This is a genomic window from Bacillus sp. FSL W8-0183 (genome assembly GCF_038006825.1).
Classification (GTDB): Bacteria; Bacillota; Bacilli; order Bacillales; family Bacillaceae; genus Bacillus; species Bacillus altitudinis.
This window is the reverse complement of the sequence record NZ_JBBOVY010000001.1, coordinates 1,429,502-1,447,664: the sequence shown is the minus strand read 5'-3', so window position 1 is coordinate 1,447,664 and position 18,163 is coordinate 1,429,502. Positions and strand designations below refer to the sequence as shown.

Here is an 18,163-nt window from a genome sequence, read left to right as displayed (position 1 = left end):
CTCCTTTTTATACATTTCATACATCCACAATATTATATCATACTGCCGAGCTTGTCATCTAACAAGAACGGCAGTTATGAAAATTATTTTGAAATTTTCATGATGTTTTCTTGGCCAGCTTTGATTTCACCGGATTCTTGAAGGTCAATAAATTGTCCTTCACTTAAGTTTGTAAATACAATTGGTGTCATTAAAGATGGTACTTCTGACTTAATTTTATCAATATCAACCTCTAAAAGTTTTTGACCGATTTCTACTTGGTCTCCCTCTTGTACAAATGCTTCAAATCCTTCTCCTTTGAGGCTGACTGTATCAATCCCAAAGTGAATCAAGATTTCAAGTCCACCATCAGACTGGAGGCCGATGGCGTGTTTTGTTGGGAACACATTTAAGATTTTTCCTCTTACTGGTGAAACCACTGTTCCCTCTTTTGGCAAGATAGCAAAACCGTCACCCATCATTTTCCCTGAGAATACTTGATCTGGCACATCTGTAATTGGATGCAGCTCCCCTGTAATTGGTGAAGCAAACGTTTCTTCCCCTTGTTCGTTTTGAAGCGGTTTTGCAATGACTTCTTCAACCTGCTGGCTGACTTCTTCTTTTGCAGAAGGGTCTTTCGCTGGTCGAGGTGTGCGCCCTGCAATAATGTCCTGCATTTGTGTTTTTAAATTATCAGAGCGTGGTCCAAAGATGGCCTGGATGTTATTCCCTACTTCAAGGACACCTGAAGCGCCAAGCTTTTTCAAGCGGTCTTTATCCACTTTTTTCTGATCATTTACAGTGACACGTAAACGCGTAATACAAGCATCTAGGTGTTTAATGTTTTCTTGGTCACCCATTGCTTCAAGAATTTCATAAGGTAAGTCATCGCCTTTTCCAGATTGAGCGCTGCTTGCACCGTCAGCTGCTTCATCTTCTCGTCCTGGCGTTTTCAGATTAAACTTGCGAATCGCAAATCTGAATCCGAAGTAGTAAATGACAGCCAGTACGAGACCGACTGGAATAACAAGCCACCAAGCGGTTCTATTCGGCAGGATACCAAATAGGAAGAAGTCGATTAACCCTCCTGAGAAGGTCATCCCGATTTTCACGTTTAGAATATCCATTATCATAAAGGATAATCCAGCGAATACACAGTGAATCGCAAATAATATCGGTGCAACAAACAAGAATGAGAATTCAAGCGGTTCAGTGATCCCTGTTAGGAAAGAAGTAAGGGCCGCTGACCCCATAATTCCTGCTACAAGTTTTTTATTCTTAGGTTTTGCTTCATGGTAAATCGCAAGTGCTGCTGCTGGAAGTCCAAACATCATGAACGGATATTTCCCTGTCATGAATGTCCCGGCTGTCAGCTGAACACCATCTTTGATTTGCGCCATGAAAATACGCTGGTCACCACGGATAATATCTCCTGATAAGCTCTTATAGCTAAAAAATTCATACCAGAATGGTGCGTAGAATATGTGGTGCAGACCAAACGGAATTAATGAGCGTTCAATGACACCGAATACAAAGGCAGCTAGCGGCTCATTCGCTGCAAGCAGTCCAGTTGAAAATGAGTTCAATGCACCTTGGATTGGCGGCCAAATGACGAGCATCAAAAGCCCTAAAATAAGTGCTGAAATCGACGTAACGATTGGAACAAAACGCTTACCAGCAAAGAAGCCAAGATATTGCGGGAGCTCAATTTTGTAAAATTTATTAAACATATAAGCGGCTAATACCCCGACAATAATCCCGCCAAACACGCCGGTAGACAAGGTCGGTATGCCGAGCATATTCACATACGCTGGATGACTTTCCTTAAAGAACTTAGCCAATTTGATTGAATCGGATGGAATGGAACCGTTGGCCATTAATACGGCACTCATCGTTACGTTCATGACAAGGTAACCGATGATCGCGGCAATCCCTGCCACACCGTCTCCATTGGCAAGACCGATGGCAACCCCTACAGCAAATAGGAGCGGAAGATTCGAGAAGACAATATTCCCCGCATTCTCCATAACACTAGCAACAAGCTGAATTGTATCATTGCTTAAAAATTGAGCGACATCAATCAGCTGCGGATTTTGCATCGCATTTCCGAGTGCTAGTAAAATACCAGCAGCAGGAAGGATCGCAACTGGAAGCATAAGTGCTCGTCCAATTTTTTGCAACACACCAAAAAGTGATTTAAACACTGGTTGAACCTCCTTTTGTTTTCGCTTACAACATGCATTTCAATTACACACTGACGTACATTTCATAATTAACCGTTTACATTTCACTTTCAGAACACAAAAAAGGCATGGTGATATAAGGTTGCGCAAATAACAGGATCTTATCCTGTATTTACCTTAAGTCACTCATGCCTGATCGAATCAGTTACACGTTTCAAGGAAACTATGAAATTTTATTCGTCAATCTGTACAGGTGAAGTGTCAAATAGACAGCTTCGGCATCTTGTACAGGTTTTTTCAATGCATGTTGCAAAATTTTGATCATTTTCCAAGCAGTATTGTAGCATAAAGGATATTCATTTTTCAATAGATGAAGCAACTTTTCTGGCTCCTCTAATGATTCTTCCCGTTTAATACGCTCAATCGAAAACGTAATATGGCGCAGTAAGCGTAAATAATGAATACTTTCTCTATCTACTTTCATATGAAATGCATCTTCTATGACTTGGACCATTTGTGTCATGAGCTGCGAATGACGGTTGACCTCAGATAAAGGCCGGTTCGTTAAAGCAGAGTGAATGTGGAGCGCAATAAACCCAATCTCTCCTTCGGGCAGCTTTGTTTCAACATCTGGCCGCGCATTTATCAGTTCCACGACTTCCTTTGCGACCTCGTATTCTTTCGGGTATAAGGATTTCGTTTCAAGCATAAAAGGATTGGTGATATCATAGCCTTGCTTAACTCGCTTAAAACTAAAGGCAATATGATCTGTCAGTGCAATATGAATATGCTCATTTAAACGATGCCCCATTTTTTCTCGTATATGATAAATGACGTCATTGGCAAGCTCAATCATGTCCTCATTAATGTGGTGCAGCAATTGTTTGTATTCTGTTTGCTCTTTTGTATTCTTTAACACAAACATTTTCTCAAATGCCGCTTGATCGAGAACGTCACCCGATTTTTTCCCAAAGCCGATCCCTTTATCAATCAGGACCACTTCGCCTAAAGAAGGGTGTTTTGCGATGATGACATTATTATTTAACGCTTTATCAACGGTGAAGGATTCCATGAACATCCCCACCTCCTTCTTATTCAATCCTTCTTATCGTACAAAACAGATGAAACGTGCGTCAACGATTGTTTTTCAAAATAGTCGTTGTGCGCTCAACGAGTCGATATGAAAGCACCCTTTTTTCTGGTGCCTCACCTTGTAACACTCGATTAAACAAGTCAAATGCTTCCTGTCCCATTTGTTTGAGGGGAATATCTATACTAGAAATCCCCAATGCTTCACTCAATTGATCGTTTTGAAAGCCAAGTATGGCTGGTGATTCTCCAACGTTTATTTGGTGACGCTGTGCTTCTAGTAAAAAACCTGCTGAGACATCATCGTTCGTAATCAGTAAGGCTGTCGGACGATTTTTCATCTCTTTCCATTCTGTAAATAATTGCTTGCCATCAAAAATGGTCAGTTTTCCTTCAATGACCCAGTCCTCATCAATGTCCTGCCCAAGCGACTGCATCATTTCTTGATAAGTCTGAATGCGAACTTGGCTATTCTCCCCTTCTGTTCTAGCAAGAACGATTGCGATTCGCTCATGACCGCATGCCGCTAAGTGTTCAAGCCCTTCCTTAAAAGCCTGATCATGCGCAATCGATACCGATGAACATGTATCATGCGGAGTAGGATGACAAAAGATAATAGGACCAGATTCCTGCCACTTTAAAATTTCTCGATCACTTAACGCATTTGAGCAAAAGATTAAACCATCCACACGCTGCTCTTTTAAGCTCATTAATGCTTCTTTTTCCTTTAATGGGTCATATCCTGTTTGAAACAAGGCAAAATGCATTCCGCACTCCTGTGCTTTCTCTGCAATCCCTGTGACAATTCCGCTGAAATAGGAGTGATCAATTGTCGGAAGTACAATTCCAAGCATATTGGAATAGCCCTTTGCTAAATGCACTGCCTGAATATTCCGTGTATATTTGAGCTCTTTCATCGCACTAAGTACGCGCTCTCGCTTTTCTTCTTTGACATAAGGATGATCATTCATCACTCGTGATACGGTGGTAACCGATACACCCGCTCTTTTCGCAATATCCCTTATGTTAGGCATTTTTTCTCCTACTTTCTCTTGATATGGTAAGCGTTTCATACTTTAAGATGTATGTGAGCTGAACAAATCACTGGGTGGAAAGGGGAATTCAAGATGGGTATTATCATATGGATCATATTATGTTTGACTATTTTGTTTTCTGCTCGATTCGCACTACATCCTTTAGGAAAAGAACATAAAATCAAGCCGTTTCAATCAATTGATGATTTTTTTGTTGATAAGGATCGCAAAGAGTGACAAAAAAATCACGATGACGCTCCCAATACTTGGACGTTCATCGTGATTTTTTTCATTACTTGATGATCGTCAACTCTTTTGGATAATTGGTTAAGGTGACTGGGCCATCTTTTGTAATGAGAACATCGTCTTCAATTCTAACCCCGCCGACTCCTGGTACATAAATACCCGGCTCGATCGTATAGACCATCCCTTCTTTTAGAAGGTCATCATTTGCTTGACTCATAGAAGGGAACTCATGAACAGAAACCCCGAGTCCATGCCCTAGACGGTGCGGGAAGTATTCGCCATATCCTGCTTCTGCGATCAGCCCTCTTGCTTTTAAGTCAAGGTCACCAATTCTCACACCCGGCTGGCTCATATCAAGTGCTGCCAATTCGGCTTTCAAGACGGTGTTGTAAATATCCTTTTGTTGTTCAGACGCTTCTTGATAGATGAAGGTTCTTGTAATATCTGAACAATAGCCATCCACAATCACGCCGAGGTCAAATAAAACAAAATCACCTTTTTTCAAGGCTGCCTGCCCCGGATTTCCATGAGGTTCTCCTGATTTTTCTCCGAATAGTACCATGGTTGAAAAGGACATGCCCTGAATGCCTTTTTTCTTCAGTTCATATTCGATGACAGCAAGAACTTCGGTTTCCGTCACCCCTTCTTTTAGGGCATGAACCCCAATTTTGACGCCTTCGTCTGCCAATTGAGCAGCTTTTTTCAATGTTTCAATTTCAGCTTCGTCTTTAATTAGTCTTAGCTGATTGAGCACATCTTCTGCCCGGACGAATGTTTCTGCCCCAGTGACAGCTTGAAGCTGCTCTGCTCTTTGCAAAGGAATGGATTCTTTTTCAATCGCTAGGCGAGTCGCTTTTACTCCTCGTTTTTCTAGTGCCTTTTGTATGAAATCAAAGGGGTTTTCATGGTCTTCATATCCAATGATATCTCCAGCCCATCCCGCATTTTTTGCTTGCTCAACTTCCATCTTAGGCAAAATGAAAAATGGATCTGCTTCCTCAAAAACAAACAGCCCCATCACTCTTTCATGCGGCTCTGTGAAGTATCCAGATAGATAGAATACATTCTCCTTTGTATGTATAAATGCACCTTGAATGTCTTTTTTCTTAAGCCAAGAAGACAAGTTTTTCATTCGATTCATCGTGATCCTCCTCACACGTTTGACTACTGATCTATTGTATCAGTTTTCACTGTATTTCGCACAAAAGCGCACTGACCTAAAGCCAGTGCGCTTTTGTGATTTGCTTAAGAAGCACGAAGCAAACGAAGTCCGTTTAAAATAACCAAAATCGTACTGCCTTCATGCCCAATGACACCAAAAGGTAAATCAAGAACTTGTAAGAAATTCGCACAGATTAACAAACAAATAACTGTTAATGAAAAGATGATGTTTTGTTTAATGATTCGGTTCATCTTTCTTGAAAGACGGATCATCTTTGTTAGATTGTTTAAGTTATTTTTCATTAAAATGAGATCTGCTGTTTCTAAAGCAACATCTGTGCCTCCGCCCATTGCGACGCCAACATCTGCTGTGGCGAGTGCCGGTGCATCATTGATTCCATCTCCGACCATAATGATCGAATCACCTTGTTTTTTCAGTTGATTGACTTCATGTACCTTTTCATCTGGAAGACATTCAGCGACAACGGTTTGGATGCCTGCTTCCTCTGCAATCGCTTCAGCTGTTTTTTGCTGATCCCCTGTGAGCATGACGGTTTGGATGCCTAAATCATTTAGCTCCTGAATCATTTTTTTGGCCTCAGGTCTGATTTGATCCTTCAAACCGAGACAGCCGACGACTTCTTGATTTTTTTGAACATAGACAACTGTATATCCTTTGGATGAAAGAACATCACCATTCTCTTCAATGTCACGGTCCATTGCAGCTTTTCCGGCAAAATCTTTCTTCCCAATCCGCCATGTGTCCTCATTTAATTGTGCTTCCACACCAAAACCTGATGTTTCTTCAATGGTTACGTGGGCTGCCCGCTCTGTATGATGCTCTTTTGCCATATCAGAAATGGCTTTAGCTAATGGATGGTTTGACTGACTTTCAATTTGATAGAGTGCATGATAAAAGGTCGATTCATCTTGCCCTTTTGCCAAGACCACTTTTTCAACAGCTGGTTTTCCACTTGTAATCGTACCCGTTTTATCAAATGCAATCATCGTACTTGTGCCCAGTTTTTCTAAAAAGACACTTCCTTTTACAAGCATACCGTTTCTTGCACCGTTTGAGATGAGTGAAAGAGCTGCTGGCATAATTGAGGCAACAAGTGCACAAGGCGAGGCAACTACCATAAACACCATCGCACGGTAAAACGTTTCACTCATGCTCCAGCCAAGTACAAAATGAGGCAGGAACATTAAAATCGCCACAGTGATGAGCACACCTTTTACATAGGCACCTTCAAATTTTTCAATAAATGCTTGGCTTGGCGATACACTTTCTTGTGCAGATTCCACCAGCTTAATGATTTTATGAAAAAGTGTTTCTTCATTATGTTTTGTTACTTCTACTGTTAATGAACCATTTAAATTCACTGTTCCTGCAAACACATCTTCCCCTTGCCCTTTTTCCTGAGGCACCGATTCACCCGTTAAGGCAGATTCGTCTACACTTGTTCTTCCGCTCATGATCACACCATCTGCTGCAATTCGTTCGCCCGCTTTGATTAAAATACGGTCGCCTGGCGTAAGTGAAGAAGCAGCGATTTGGATGGTGGTGCCATCTTCTTCAATTAAAGTGGCTTCATCTGGAGCGATACTCATTAAGGCCGTTAAGTCTTTTTTACTTTTATTTGACGTATACGTTTCTAGCGCACCGCTGAGCGAAAAAATAAAAATTAAAATGGCGCCCTCTGCCCAGTAGCCAATGATCGCTGAGCCTATCGCAGCAAATATCATTAAAAGTTCTACATTTAATGTCTTGGATGAAATGGTTTCTTCAATTCCTTCCTTTGCCTTTGCAAAACCACCAATAACAAAAGCAAGAATGAAAAGAGGAATACTCCACATCGTTTCATCCTTTAGAAACCATCCAATCAAGATGAGAATCCCCGAAATGCCTGCTGCGATTAATTCCCCGTGCTGTGCCCATTTTTGAAAGAGCGAGTTGGATCCCTTTTGATCTGTCGTTTGATAAAGTGCTGTATTCTCATTCATGATTACTTTCTCCTCTCTAATTGATAATTATTTTCACATTATCAATCGTTGCCCGTTCCGTTTATCATCTATATTTTCTGCTATTTCAAGCTTTTTATAGGTCTGTAACTCATTATAACAGGTTCTGATCAATTTTCAATTAATAATTATTATAATTTCTTTTTGATAATAATTATCATTATTAGTGTCCGACATTTCTTCCTCTTTCTGAGCACATTTTATTCATCTGAAAGGTAATTGAACACAAAAAAGAACCAACGGATCGCCCATTGGTTCTTTACAGAAAGCTTGTGTTCTACGAATTTGTCCACTCTTTGATTTGTTTTTTCGTCAGCGGACCTACATGGTTTTTGACCACTTCACCCTTTTCATTGATGAAAAAAGTCGTCGGGATCGTAATGATTTGGTATTTCTTCATCATTTCACCGTGCTCATCGAGAACGATCGGAAATGTAAACTTTCTGTCTTTCACAAATTGGGCAACTGCATGCTTGCTTTGCTCAGCACCAAGTAAATTCACAGTCAGTATGTCTACATCACTTTGATTTTCTTTCACGATCTGTTCAAAGGCTGGCAGCTCCATTTTGCAGGACGGGCACCACGTTGTCCAAAAATGCAGAATGGTCCGCTTTCCTTTCACCGGGATCACCTGCGTTTCACCTGTTAATGTAGAAGCTTCTATCCTCGGCGCCATTACAGGCTCTTTTGCTTCAGCCTCTATGTTCATCAGAAATAAAAGAAGGGTCATCATGAGAAGACTGGCGGGTAGATATTTACGATTCATCAGCATCTTCCTTCCTGATTTTCCTATAGCTTGCCCGCTAGCTGCACATGACATTCAAGCTTTTTTCAATGTAAGAAACATGGAGACGCCGAGTTCCTTGCAAATCGTCGCATAATGGAGAGCCGTTAATAGCAGCATCCCCGTGTTCATTCCTAAGATAACGCCCATCATATTTAAGGATTCAATGGACCCTAGGAAATACACCATAGAGAACGACACCACGTGCACCCATATATTATGTAGGAACACATCTTTAATGAGACCCATACCGATTAAACACGCTTGAAACGGCATCACGAACAGGTGGCATAAGAAATAAGGCCAGAGGAGCTGCAAGTAGACGGCTGCTTGAGGTGAGTCAAAAAAGAGCTGCGTGAGCGGATAAGCGAAATAATACATGATCATCACCGCTGGCACCCCATAGCCAAACGTAATGAGAATCGCTTGTCTGACACGTTTTTTCACGAGATCATACTGCCCCAAGGCATAGGCTTCTGATACATTCGGAATCATCACAATCATAATGGAATGAGCGATAAACGCCGGAAAAAAACCAATCGACATCGCTACGCCAGCAAGCATTCCGTAATGATCAACAGCAAGCGTACCAGAAATGCCCGCTGCAACGAGGGCTCCTTTGATTAAAAACGGTTCAACCGCATTAGCAATGGCATGAAAGATACGCATACCTGTTGTCGGGATGGAGACTGCTAACAAACGTTTTCTGACGTCAATCCCTCTTAACTCAACCGATCTGACATTCACAGCATTTTTCGCCATGACGTATTGGGAATATAAATAGATAAAGACGACGAGATCACTTGCAACAATCACACCAATCGCGATAAGCACCGCTGTTTCAATATCAAACGAATACCAATGAAAAAACAAAAATAAACAGATAAGCTGGATCGTTTTTTTCAGCATATTGGCTAGAGCAATTCTGCCCATTTGCTGCTTGCCCATAAAATAGCCGCGTGCAATGGACGTAAATGCGATGATTGGAATAAGTGACAGAACCAAGCCCTTCATCAGCGGATGATACGATTGAAATACAGGAATGAAAGGCAGTACAATGGCTGCTATTGTCGTTGTTGTGCATGTCACCACAAGCGTCATTTTAAATGCATGGCGAAGCATACTTTTATGAAGCCGCTCATGCGATTCTGCAATGAATTTAGAAATGGAGACTGGCAGCTCTAAGCTGGCGATCACAAGAACAAGCATGATGATGGGAAGGATGCTCATATATAAACCCATTCCATGTTCTCCAAGCTCTCTCGCTAAAATCATATTGACTAAAAACTCGATACACTCAGCAATGAAAGCTGCGACAGATAGCAGAATGACCCCTTTTACAAATCGATTCATGTAGCCTCCCCTTGTCTAAAAGCAAATTCTTTTCACATTCTATGAGACAAGTCCTGAAAATATTTTAATAATTGAAGACAAAAAAACAGCGACTGATTGATCGCTGCTTTTCTTTACACTGCAAACACGTGACGGCCAATGCGTTCTACAATTTTACGAGAACGAATCCAGTTATCTGTCGCCGTTTTTGGATTATAAAAATAAATCGCCTTTGTTGTTCTGTCATCTTCTTTGACAACCTGCTTCACAGCTTTTACGGAATCCTGGTCTGCCTTATCATTGATACTTCCATTTGATACGGGCTGGAAGGCATTTCGCTGATAAATCACGCCTCTGACACTGTCAGGAAAAGAGCGGTGTTCTACGCGGTTTAAGACGACGCTTGCTACAGCTTTTTTCCCTGCGTAAGATTCACCTTTTGCTTCAGCATGTACCAACCGAGAAAGCAAGTCCATTTCTTCATTAGAATAGTGTGATTGATTTCTTGAGCTTGCTGGCTTTGCCGTTTCCTTTTTCTTCGGCTTCGGTTTTGATGCCTTTTCCTCTGTTGATGTGCTTAGCATTTTCACTTTCGGCTGATGTTTCTCCTCTGAAAACGCAGGAATCACGGTATGCTTATTATCTTGATCTATATATGAAAGCTGATGCTTTTCAGGTGCTTGTTCAAGTTTCTGACTTAATGTGCCCTCTTGCTCTTGTATATTGTCCATCTTGATCGCTGAGATGAGCATAAGGATGGCAAAAAGAGCTGTATGAATTTTGATCATTCGCCTCATTCCTCCCTTAATTAATGTAGGCCGTAAGATACTTGTCCACTCTAACAAGAGCTTCTTCTATTTTCACGCACAAAGATTTTCATGCCTGTCCAAATTCCGTCATTAAATGGCATGTCCTAGTTGAAATACGCATGAACTGGTAATGTAAGCGTTTAATATAGTCTCTTTTTAGCCTATAATCATCCTTATGCTCCTGATTATGGGTTATTACATTTTCTTTTCATATGTATCAAGCTGGTTTGAAGTGTGACAAAAGAACCAAAATAAAAAGCTTTTTCTCATGAATGAGAAAAAGCTTTAGCTTCTTGCTTCTTTAAGATATTCAAAAATAACATCTCCACCATGCTTGGCGATTCCGCGAAAATGTTTAAAATCATCTTGATTGACCAATACAGAACGAAATGTTAAAAAATCATCCTTTTGAATGGTCACTTGTTTTTCAGTACCATTCCGTAATGATTCTAGTATTGTGTTGATGTGTTCTTCAGTCAAAAAAATCGCTCCTTTTCAGCCTTGATCAAATATTAAATATACCATTCGTTTTCAAAGCGTACAACGAAAACGAAAGAAAAACGTCTTTATCCTTTACATTGGTATGAAAATATTGCAAAATACTTTTTAATAGGGAATGAAATCTGTTTTTAAAGGAGAGGGATCGGTTGAAGATTGCAAAAATTGGGAATGTGATCGAATTTAGAAATGGTTTAACAGGTGTAGTTGAAAAAGTGAATGAAAACTCTGTTATTGTGGATGTCACCATTATGGACAACTATAGAGATTTAGAACTGGATTCACTAACAGTCGTTAATCATAAAAACTATAAAATCATCAAAGACTCCGTACATTAATTTGCAATCCTCAATTCAGACTACCGTTACATAAAGATATACACAGCAAAGCTGACTCGTGTCACAGCTCTGTTCTCTTTTGACAATCACATATGAAAAAGGCTGACTACCATATAAAGTGGCGTCAGTCTTTTTGCGCGTGAAAGGTTTGCATTTCCGCTTTTGTTTTGTACATATCAACTTCTTCAGGTGTTATCACGCCTTTATCAATTAAAAGGGCGATCACTCCAAGTAATGTGGAGGCACTCCATTTATATCGTTCTTTGTTTTGATGTTCAAGCATCTGAAGCTCTTCCCTTAATTCCATTAGCAGCTTCTCTGTTTTGTCTTCTTTGTTTGCCAACACAAACGCCTCCATTTTCATTCGCTCGTTTCAATTTTATCTTAAAGTAAATATATGAAGAATAAAAGCATGATACACCTTTACAAACATACGTTCTGTCGTGTATACTATACATACGAGCTGGTAGCCCCCAGCCGTCCTAGCAAGTTCTATTCCTATTGGTATGAGAAGAGTGACATGACTCTTCTCTTTTTTTATGTGAAATCATAATCTATTCCATAAAAAAAGACATGTCATCCACATGTCTTTTTTTATTTATTAGCGATTATCAATCGTTTCTGGATACATATCGTGATTCATCATACGATACGATGCCATCTCTTCATACTTTGTCCCAGGTTTTCCGTAGTTCGTATACGGATCAATTGAAATACCGCCTCTTGGTGTAAATTTGCCCCATACTTCAATATATCTTGGGTCCATTAATTCAATGAGGTCGTTCATGATAATATTCATACAATCCTCATGGAAGTCACCGTGGTTACGGAAGCTGAACAAATATAATTTTAATGATTTACTTTCGACCATGATTTCATTTGGGATGTAGCTGATATACACGGTCGCAAAATCTGGCTGCCCTGTTTGCGGGCAAAGTGATGTGAATTCTGGGCAGTTGAATTTCACAAAATAATCTCTATTCGTATGTTTATTCGGGAACGTTTCAAGCACTTGTGGTGCATAGTCAAACAAGTAATTGGTCCCCTGGTTTCCTAGTAAAGTGACACCTTCTAATTCTTCTGGTTTTCTTGTCGTCATTTTGTTTCTTCCTTTCTATACGCCTCGTTTATTTCCCCACAATAGCGTGTGCAGTTGTGGTAAGACTCTCACACGATTCAAATCAGGGTCTTTCGCTACTTGATCTACAAGCATTTCGTATTTCTTTAATAAGTGCGTCAATAGGTACGCATCATCAGCTGTTGTTGTATCATCATTTCCCACCTGCAAATAAAAGGGGAGTTCTGGGTATTTCGCATGAACATCCTTTGCATAGGCTAGATCAAGATCATCAAAGATCACGACCTTCAGGCTTGCATGTTGCAATCTGTTTCCATTTTTCAATTCATCTATGATACGTGTAAGTTTCGTAAATTCTGTTTTCATATTTGAACTTGGTGGTTTTGGAGAAATGGTTAAATCATCTATCTTCAAAAACCAATCTTGATACTTCGTTCCCTGCGTTTCAAGCGCCGTATCAATTCCTTCTTCATGCAATAAATCAATAAGTGATTCCATTTGTTTTAAAAGCGCAGGATTCCCACCTGAAATGGTGACATGAGAAAAAGCCTTTCCACCTATTCTCTTCAGCTCTTTTACAATGTCCTCTGCCTGAAGCCACTGAATATCATGCTTAGCTGATCCATCCCATGTAAAAGATGAATCACACCAGCTGCAAGAGTAGTCACAGCCAGCCGTTCTGACAAACATGGTTTTTTGGCCAATGACCATTCCTTCTCCTTGAATGGTTGGACCAAAGATTTCTAAGACAGGAATCGCTTTAGTCATTGAGCTCAACTCGTTTCGGACGGTAAATGCAGTAGCTTGTTGGTGTCTCTCTGACAAAAACTTGAACACATACTGGTTTGTTCGCTAAAGTCGTTAAATATGCGGCCACTTTATCATACACAGTCTTTGCGACAACCTCAGTGGTTGGCATCGCATATGGATCATTCGATGAGAATTCTTCATGGTCATTGAGCAGTGTATGGTCGTACTGTCCATGAATGAGTTTTTTTAGCGTGCTAAAATTCACAAGGAAACCTGAATCATCTAGATGATCTCCTGCAATCGTAATGTTAATCGTATACGTATGACCATGTACACGGCTACAAGCGCCAGCATCTTCTCTCGGGATAAAATGGGCTGCCGATACATGCATATCTTTATTCAATTCAAACGAAAATGGATGATTCGTCTGTGGATAGATTTGAGAAAGCATTTAGTTCGCCTCCTTCATGTCCATATAAGTGTCATAGCCATTTTTCCGAAGCTTACATGCAGGACATTCCCCGCAGCCATCAGAAATGATGCCATTATAGCAAGTGAGTGTTTCATTTTTCACAAAATCTAGCGCATTCAGTTCATCAGCCAGCTTCCACGTTTGAGCTTTATTCAGCCACATGAGCGGCGTATGGATGACAAATGGTTTTTCCATTGCCAAATTCACCGTGACGTTACAAGATTTCACAAACTCATCTCGGCAATCTGGGTAGCCGCTAAAGTCTGTCTCGCACACACCCGTGATAATATGACGTGCTCCAATTTGATACGCAAGAATGGATGCAAAGGATAAGAAAACTAAGTTTCTCCCCGGAACAAATGTGGAAGGCAGTTCTCCTTCTTTTTCTTCAATATCAATGTCATCTCTTGTTAAGGCATTGGGTGCAAGCTGATTTAAAAGAGACATATCTAATAGATGATTTTTCACACCTAGCTTGTCAGCAATTCTTTTGGCGACATCAATTTCTTCTTGATGACGCTGATTATAATGAAAGGTTACCGTTTCAACCTCTTTAAATTGTTGAAGTGCCCATAGTAAACATGTCGTACTGTCCTGTCCCCCGCTAAAGACAACAACCGCTTTTTCATTTTTCATTTTTCCTTTTCCTCCTTTTGCAGACCCGTACCTCCGCACAAAGCTGCATCTGAAAGGTTCATGAAAACCCCTATTTTTCTCAAAAGAAAAGACACCTTTACATGTGTATGAGGTGTCCCAGCCATAAAAAATAAAAAATGCCACATCCAAGGATACGGCAAGTCCTTAGTTTTTTATAGAGGGTTTTGCTAGAACCTCTCCCGTTTTCACGGATTTTTGTTCAATTTTCACAGAGGATAGTGTACCACATAATTGGTGTACAAGCTATCCCTTCTTTACTTATCACGTGATGCAGGCACTTTTTTCAGACAAAGAAAGAGGATAAAAAAGATACTGACATAGCCAAAAACAGGGTAAACCGTTGAAATGAGTGTGCCGTATCCAATTTTACTGATGACATAACAGCAAAGCAGAATAAAGGATATCGTATACATACTGTTCAATCGGATATACGCCCTCACCTGTCTTTCGAGACCGTATAAATTCCCTATAACGGATGTAAAGACTTCACCAAAGATCACGAATAAATAGATGAGATGAATGGAGTTTGCGACTTGATACACCACTTGGGCCATCGGAATATCATACGCTTCCAGCATTTCTAATGAAGAAAGGGATAAAAAGCAGGCGAGCAGAATGAGTGTCAGCATCAGACCTCCAAGCACCGCTCCCCTTTTTATGACGGCTTCGGATGTCATTTCGTTTGCAACCGGCACTAATACGGCTTGAGACAGCGCTAAATTAAATGCACCATATGAAATCGCAGACAACATCCATTCGCCCTCTCCCATTTGCAGCCCCAGAACGTGGCTTTCACCGCTACTAAACACAAATGAGTCTAGAAACACAATCAGCGAAAAGAAAATCAGCATGGGAACGACAAGTACATTGACACCAAATAACCCTTTTGAACCTTTAAAAAGGACAATGACACTTAAAATAATCGTTAAAAAAATACCATATTCTTTTGAGATGCCAAGTTGTTCTTCAAAAATAGCGCCTGCTCCAGAAATCATCACTGACGTCACACCTAGTAATATAAAAAACATGACGATGTTAATATATCGACTCGCAGCAACTCCAAATAAAAACCGATTCATATCTTGATAAGACTCCGCTTCAATTCGTTTGGAAATAAGCATCATTTTTGCGCCAAGGCCGGTAAAAATAACACCGCTAATCAAAATCCCGATCAATCCAATCCAGCCAAAACGAACAAAAAATTCTACAATTTCTTTTCCTGTCGCAAACCCAGCTCCAACCACTGTTCCTACATATACAAAGGCAAGCTGAAAAGCGGATTCATTTGAACGTTTCATATGACCCCTCCGCACCCATCACTTTCGATTGTCTCTTTTTTATCCTATGAGACAAGTTCCTTGAAAAGAAGGACAAACCATGATTAAATGCAAAAAAGGATTTTTCATTCAGCTATGAGCAAAACGGTTGAAAGTCAAAATAGGTCAAAGTATACTATAGTCAAAGATGGTCAAACAACAGACCATTTTATTTAACATTCATTGGTCAAATAAAGTCAAACTTTATTTTAAGGAGGTCATGGCTCATGCGTTGTCAACATTGTCAAGTAAATGAAGCAACTATTCGCCTGAATATGCAAGTAAATTCGTCCCGTAGCCAAATGGTTTTATGTGAAGACTGCTATACCTCTTTGATGGAACAGTCAAAAATGAAAATGGGTCCTAACCTGTTCGGAGGCGGTTCATTCTTCTCTGAGCAAGCAGGACATGCGACGAGCCAAGAGCGGCCTAAACAAAAAGGCTTACTCGATGAGCTTGGCCGGAACTTAACGGATGGCGCACATGCTGGTTTAATCGATCCTGTCATTGGCCGTGATGAAGAAGTCACAAGAGTCATTGAGATTTTAAATAGAAGAAATAAAAACAATCCTGTCCTCATTGGTGAACCTGGTGTTGGTAAAACGGCCATAGCCGAAGGACTAGCACTAAAAATTGCAAATGGAGATGTACCAAATAAATTAAAGAACAAACAAGTTTATTTATTAGATGTCTCTTCACTTGTGGCAAACACAGGTATACGTGGTCAATTTGAAGAACGGATGAAGCAATTGATCAAAGAATTGCAAAGCCGTAAAAATATCATCTTATTCGTTGATGAAATTCATCTTCTTGTAGGCGCAGGCTCTGCCGAAGGATCAATGGATGCCGGAAACATTTTGAAACCAGCTCTAGCTCGAGGGGAACTGCAGCTAGTAGGTGCGACAACATTAAAAGAGTATCGTCAGATTGAAAAAGATGCTGCCCTTGAACGCAGGTTCCAGCCTGTCATCGTTGATGAGCCAACACAGGATGAAGCATTCGAGATCTTAAAAGGCATTCAGGATAAGTATGAAGCCTATCATGGCGTCACCTATTCTGACGAAGCCATTAAAGCGTGTGTTCAATTATCTTCGCGGTATATTCAAGACCGCCACTTGCCAGATAAAGCCATTGATTTAATGGATGAAGCAGGTTCAAAAGCGAATCTTTCCATTGATGCAGCAAGTGAAGATGAATTAACAAACCGTCTTGCGCAAATTGCCGCTGAAAAACAAGCTGCTTTAAATGAAGAACGATATGAAAAAGCAGCGAAGCTTCGAGACGAAGAAGAAGCGATTGAAGCGAGATTGCAAAACAAAACAAATGACAAAGAACATGTCGTCACAGCTGAGGACATTCAGTCGATTGTAGAACAAAAAACAGGTATCCCTGTCGGCAAACTACAAGCAGACGAACAAACAAAAATGAAAGAAATTGATGTCCGCTTAAAAGCCCGCGTCATTGGTCAGGAACATGCGGTTGAAAAAGTGGCGAAAGCCGTAAAAAGAAGCAGAGCCGGCTTAAAATCAAAACATAGACCAACTGGCTCCTTCCTATTCGTTGGGCCAACAGGCGTCGGGAAAACCGAATTGTCTAAAACATTAGCGGAAGAATTATTTGGCTCAAAAGAAGCGATCATTCGTTTAGATATGAGTGAATACATGGAGAAACACTCCGTGTCCAAAATCATCGGTTCTCCTCCTGGTTACGTTGGACATGATGAAGCCGGACAGCTCACGGAAAAGGTTCGCAGAAAACCATACAGCATCATTTTGCTCGATGAAATCGAAAAAGCGCACCCTGATGTCCAGCATATGTTCCTTCAAATCATGGAAGATGGTCGTCTAACAGACAGCCAAGGCAGAACCGTCAGCTTTAAAGACACAGTCATCATTATGACAAGTAACGCTGGCAGCACAGATAAAAAAGCGGTCAAAGTCGGATTCCAGTCTGAACAAGAAGAAGCCATCGAAGAACAATCATTGATTGATTCGCTGAGCGCTTATTTCAAACCGGAATTCTTGAACCGTTTTGACAGCATCATTCAGTTTGATTCATTAGATAAAGACGATTTAGTCAAAATTGTGGATCTTCTGCTCAAAGATTTGTCAGAGCAGTTAAAAGAACAAAATCTAACTGTTCACGTCACAAACGAAGCGAAAGAAAAAATCGCTGAACTTGGTTATCATCCAGCATTTGGGGCTCGTCCGTTACGAAGAACGATTCAAGAGCATGTTGAGGATCAAATGACGGATATCTTGCTTGAAGAAGAACAACTTACTGGATTTACAGTCGATGTTGAACATGACGAAATTGTTGTGAAAAAGAGCTAAGTACATCCTAAGGAGGATCTTCAGCTCCATCATGTTGAAGTGTCTAAATTCCATCTGAGCGCCGACGCTCCCCCGCCTCTTT

At 40.6% G+C, this 18,163-nt stretch carries 17 protein-coding genes and 1 riboswitch; of the genes, 2 read left to right on the top strand and 15 right to left on the bottom strand.

All coding sequences use genetic code 11. The annotated features are described in order from the left end of the window. Positions 1-83: 83 nt before the first annotated feature. The 9 genes from ptsG to NSQ64_RS07560 all read right to left on the bottom strand — a co-directional run bounded on the left by ptsG (position 84) and on the right by NSQ64_RS07560 (position 11,119). On the bottom strand, positions 84-2,183 hold the full coding sequence (gene ptsG / locus NSQ64_RS07600) for a glucose-specific PTS transporter subunit IIBC (protein ID WP_024719659.1): 2,100 nt from the start codon (positions 2,181-2,183) through the stop codon (positions 84-86). A gap of 202 nt (positions 2,184-2,385) precedes the next feature. Then, on the bottom strand, positions 2,386-3,240 hold the full coding sequence (gene glcT, locus NSQ64_RS07595; protein WP_017359435.1) for a glucose PTS transporter transcription antiterminator GlcT: 855 nt from the start codon (positions 3,238-3,240) through the stop codon (positions 2,386-2,388). A 55-nt stretch (positions 3,241-3,295) separates the two neighbouring features. Beyond that, the gene (locus NSQ64_RS07590; RefSeq protein WP_285527703.1) at positions 3,296-4,285 is read right to left on the bottom strand and encodes a LacI family DNA-binding transcriptional regulator; all 990 of its coding nucleotides are present in this window, start codon (positions 4,283-4,285) and stop codon (positions 3,296-3,298) included. Between the two features lie 292 nt (positions 4,286-4,577). After that, positions 4,578-5,672, bottom strand: a complete 1,095-nt coding sequence (locus NSQ64_RS07585) for a M24 family metallopeptidase (RefSeq protein ID WP_047946009.1) — start codon at positions 5,670-5,672, stop codon at positions 4,578-4,580. A gap of 104 nt (positions 5,673-5,776) precedes the next feature. Beyond that, positions 5,777-7,696 (bottom strand): heavy metal translocating P-type ATPase, encoded by a 1,920-nt coding sequence (locus tag NSQ64_RS07580; RefSeq protein WP_047946008.1) that lies wholly within the window; start codon positions 7,694-7,696, stop codon positions 5,777-5,779. 295 nt (positions 7,697-7,991) lie between these two features. Continuing rightward, complete coding sequence (gene stoA / locus NSQ64_RS07575) at positions 7,992-8,480, bottom strand: endospore biogenesis thiol-disulfide oxidoreductase StoA (protein WP_216895011.1); 489 nt, start codon at positions 8,478-8,480, stop codon at positions 7,992-7,994. Between the two features lie 54 nt (positions 8,481-8,534). Further along, a complete protein-coding gene (locus NSQ64_RS07570; protein ID WP_041507392.1) occupies positions 8,535-9,851 on the bottom strand; it encodes a polysaccharide biosynthesis protein in 1,317 nt (438 codons plus the stop codon). 113 nt (positions 9,852-9,964) lie between these two features. Then, positions 9,965-10,618: a cell wall hydrolase gene (locus NSQ64_RS07565; protein ID WP_045035134.1), complete on the bottom strand. Its 654-nt coding sequence runs from the start codon at positions 10,616-10,618 to the stop codon at positions 9,965-9,967. A gap of 306 nt (positions 10,619-10,924) precedes the next feature. Next, positions 10,925-11,119 (bottom strand): hypothetical protein, encoded by a 195-nt coding sequence (locus tag NSQ64_RS07560; protein WP_008348081.1) that lies wholly within the window; start codon positions 11,117-11,119, stop codon positions 10,925-10,927. A gap of 167 nt (positions 11,120-11,286) precedes the next feature. Here NSQ64_RS07560 and NSQ64_RS07555 point away from each other — a divergent pair, with 167 nt between their 5' ends. Continuing rightward, the gene (locus NSQ64_RS07555) at positions 11,287-11,475 is read left to right on the top strand and encodes a YkvS family protein (protein ID WP_003211747.1); all 189 of its coding nucleotides are present in this window, start codon (positions 11,287-11,289) and stop codon (positions 11,473-11,475) included. A 124-nt stretch (positions 11,476-11,599) separates the two neighbouring features. Here NSQ64_RS07555 and NSQ64_RS07550 read toward each other — a convergent pair whose 3' ends face one another. From NSQ64_RS07550 to NSQ64_RS07525, 6 genes are all read right to left on the bottom strand, one after another. Beyond that, entirely contained in the window at positions 11,600-11,818 is a 219-nt protein-coding gene (locus NSQ64_RS07550) for a hypothetical protein (protein WP_017367128.1), read from the bottom strand. 258 nt (positions 11,819-12,076) lie between these two features. Then, positions 12,077-12,574, bottom strand: coding sequence for a preQ(1) synthase (queF, locus tag NSQ64_RS07545; RefSeq protein WP_003211403.1), 498 nt, complete (start codon positions 12,572-12,574; stop codon positions 12,077-12,079). A 15-nt stretch (positions 12,575-12,589) separates the two neighbouring features. Next, positions 12,590-13,321, bottom strand: coding sequence for a 7-carboxy-7-deazaguanine synthase QueE (gene queE / locus NSQ64_RS07540; RefSeq protein ID WP_341015837.1), 732 nt, complete (start codon positions 13,319-13,321; stop codon positions 12,590-12,592). Beyond that, the gene (gene queD, locus NSQ64_RS07535) at positions 13,314-13,754 is read right to left on the bottom strand and encodes a 6-carboxytetrahydropterin synthase QueD (protein ID WP_024719651.1); all 441 of its coding nucleotides are present in this window, start codon (positions 13,752-13,754) and stop codon (positions 13,314-13,316) included. The genes queE and queD overlap by 8 nt, the downstream gene beginning before the upstream one ends. Next, the gene (queC, locus tag NSQ64_RS07530) at positions 13,755-14,411 is read right to left on the bottom strand and encodes a 7-cyano-7-deazaguanine synthase QueC (protein ID WP_268382282.1); all 657 of its coding nucleotides are present in this window, start codon (positions 14,409-14,411) and stop codon (positions 13,755-13,757) included. Between the two features lie 159 nt (positions 14,412-14,570). Beyond that, positions 14,571-14,615, bottom strand: a riboswitch (PreQ1 riboswitch). Between the two features lie 71 nt (positions 14,616-14,686). Beyond that, positions 14,687-15,730, bottom strand: coding sequence for a YkvI family membrane protein (locus NSQ64_RS07525; protein WP_268382284.1), 1,044 nt, complete (start codon positions 15,728-15,730; stop codon positions 14,687-14,689). A gap of 245 nt (positions 15,731-15,975) precedes the next feature. Here NSQ64_RS07525 and NSQ64_RS07520 point away from each other — a divergent pair, with 245 nt between their 5' ends. Beyond that, positions 15,976-18,081: an ATP-dependent Clp protease ATP-binding subunit gene (locus NSQ64_RS07520; protein ID WP_061418800.1), complete on the top strand. Its 2,106-nt coding sequence runs from the start codon at positions 15,976-15,978 to the stop codon at positions 18,079-18,081. The last annotated feature ends 82 nt before the right edge of the window (positions 18,082-18,163 follow it).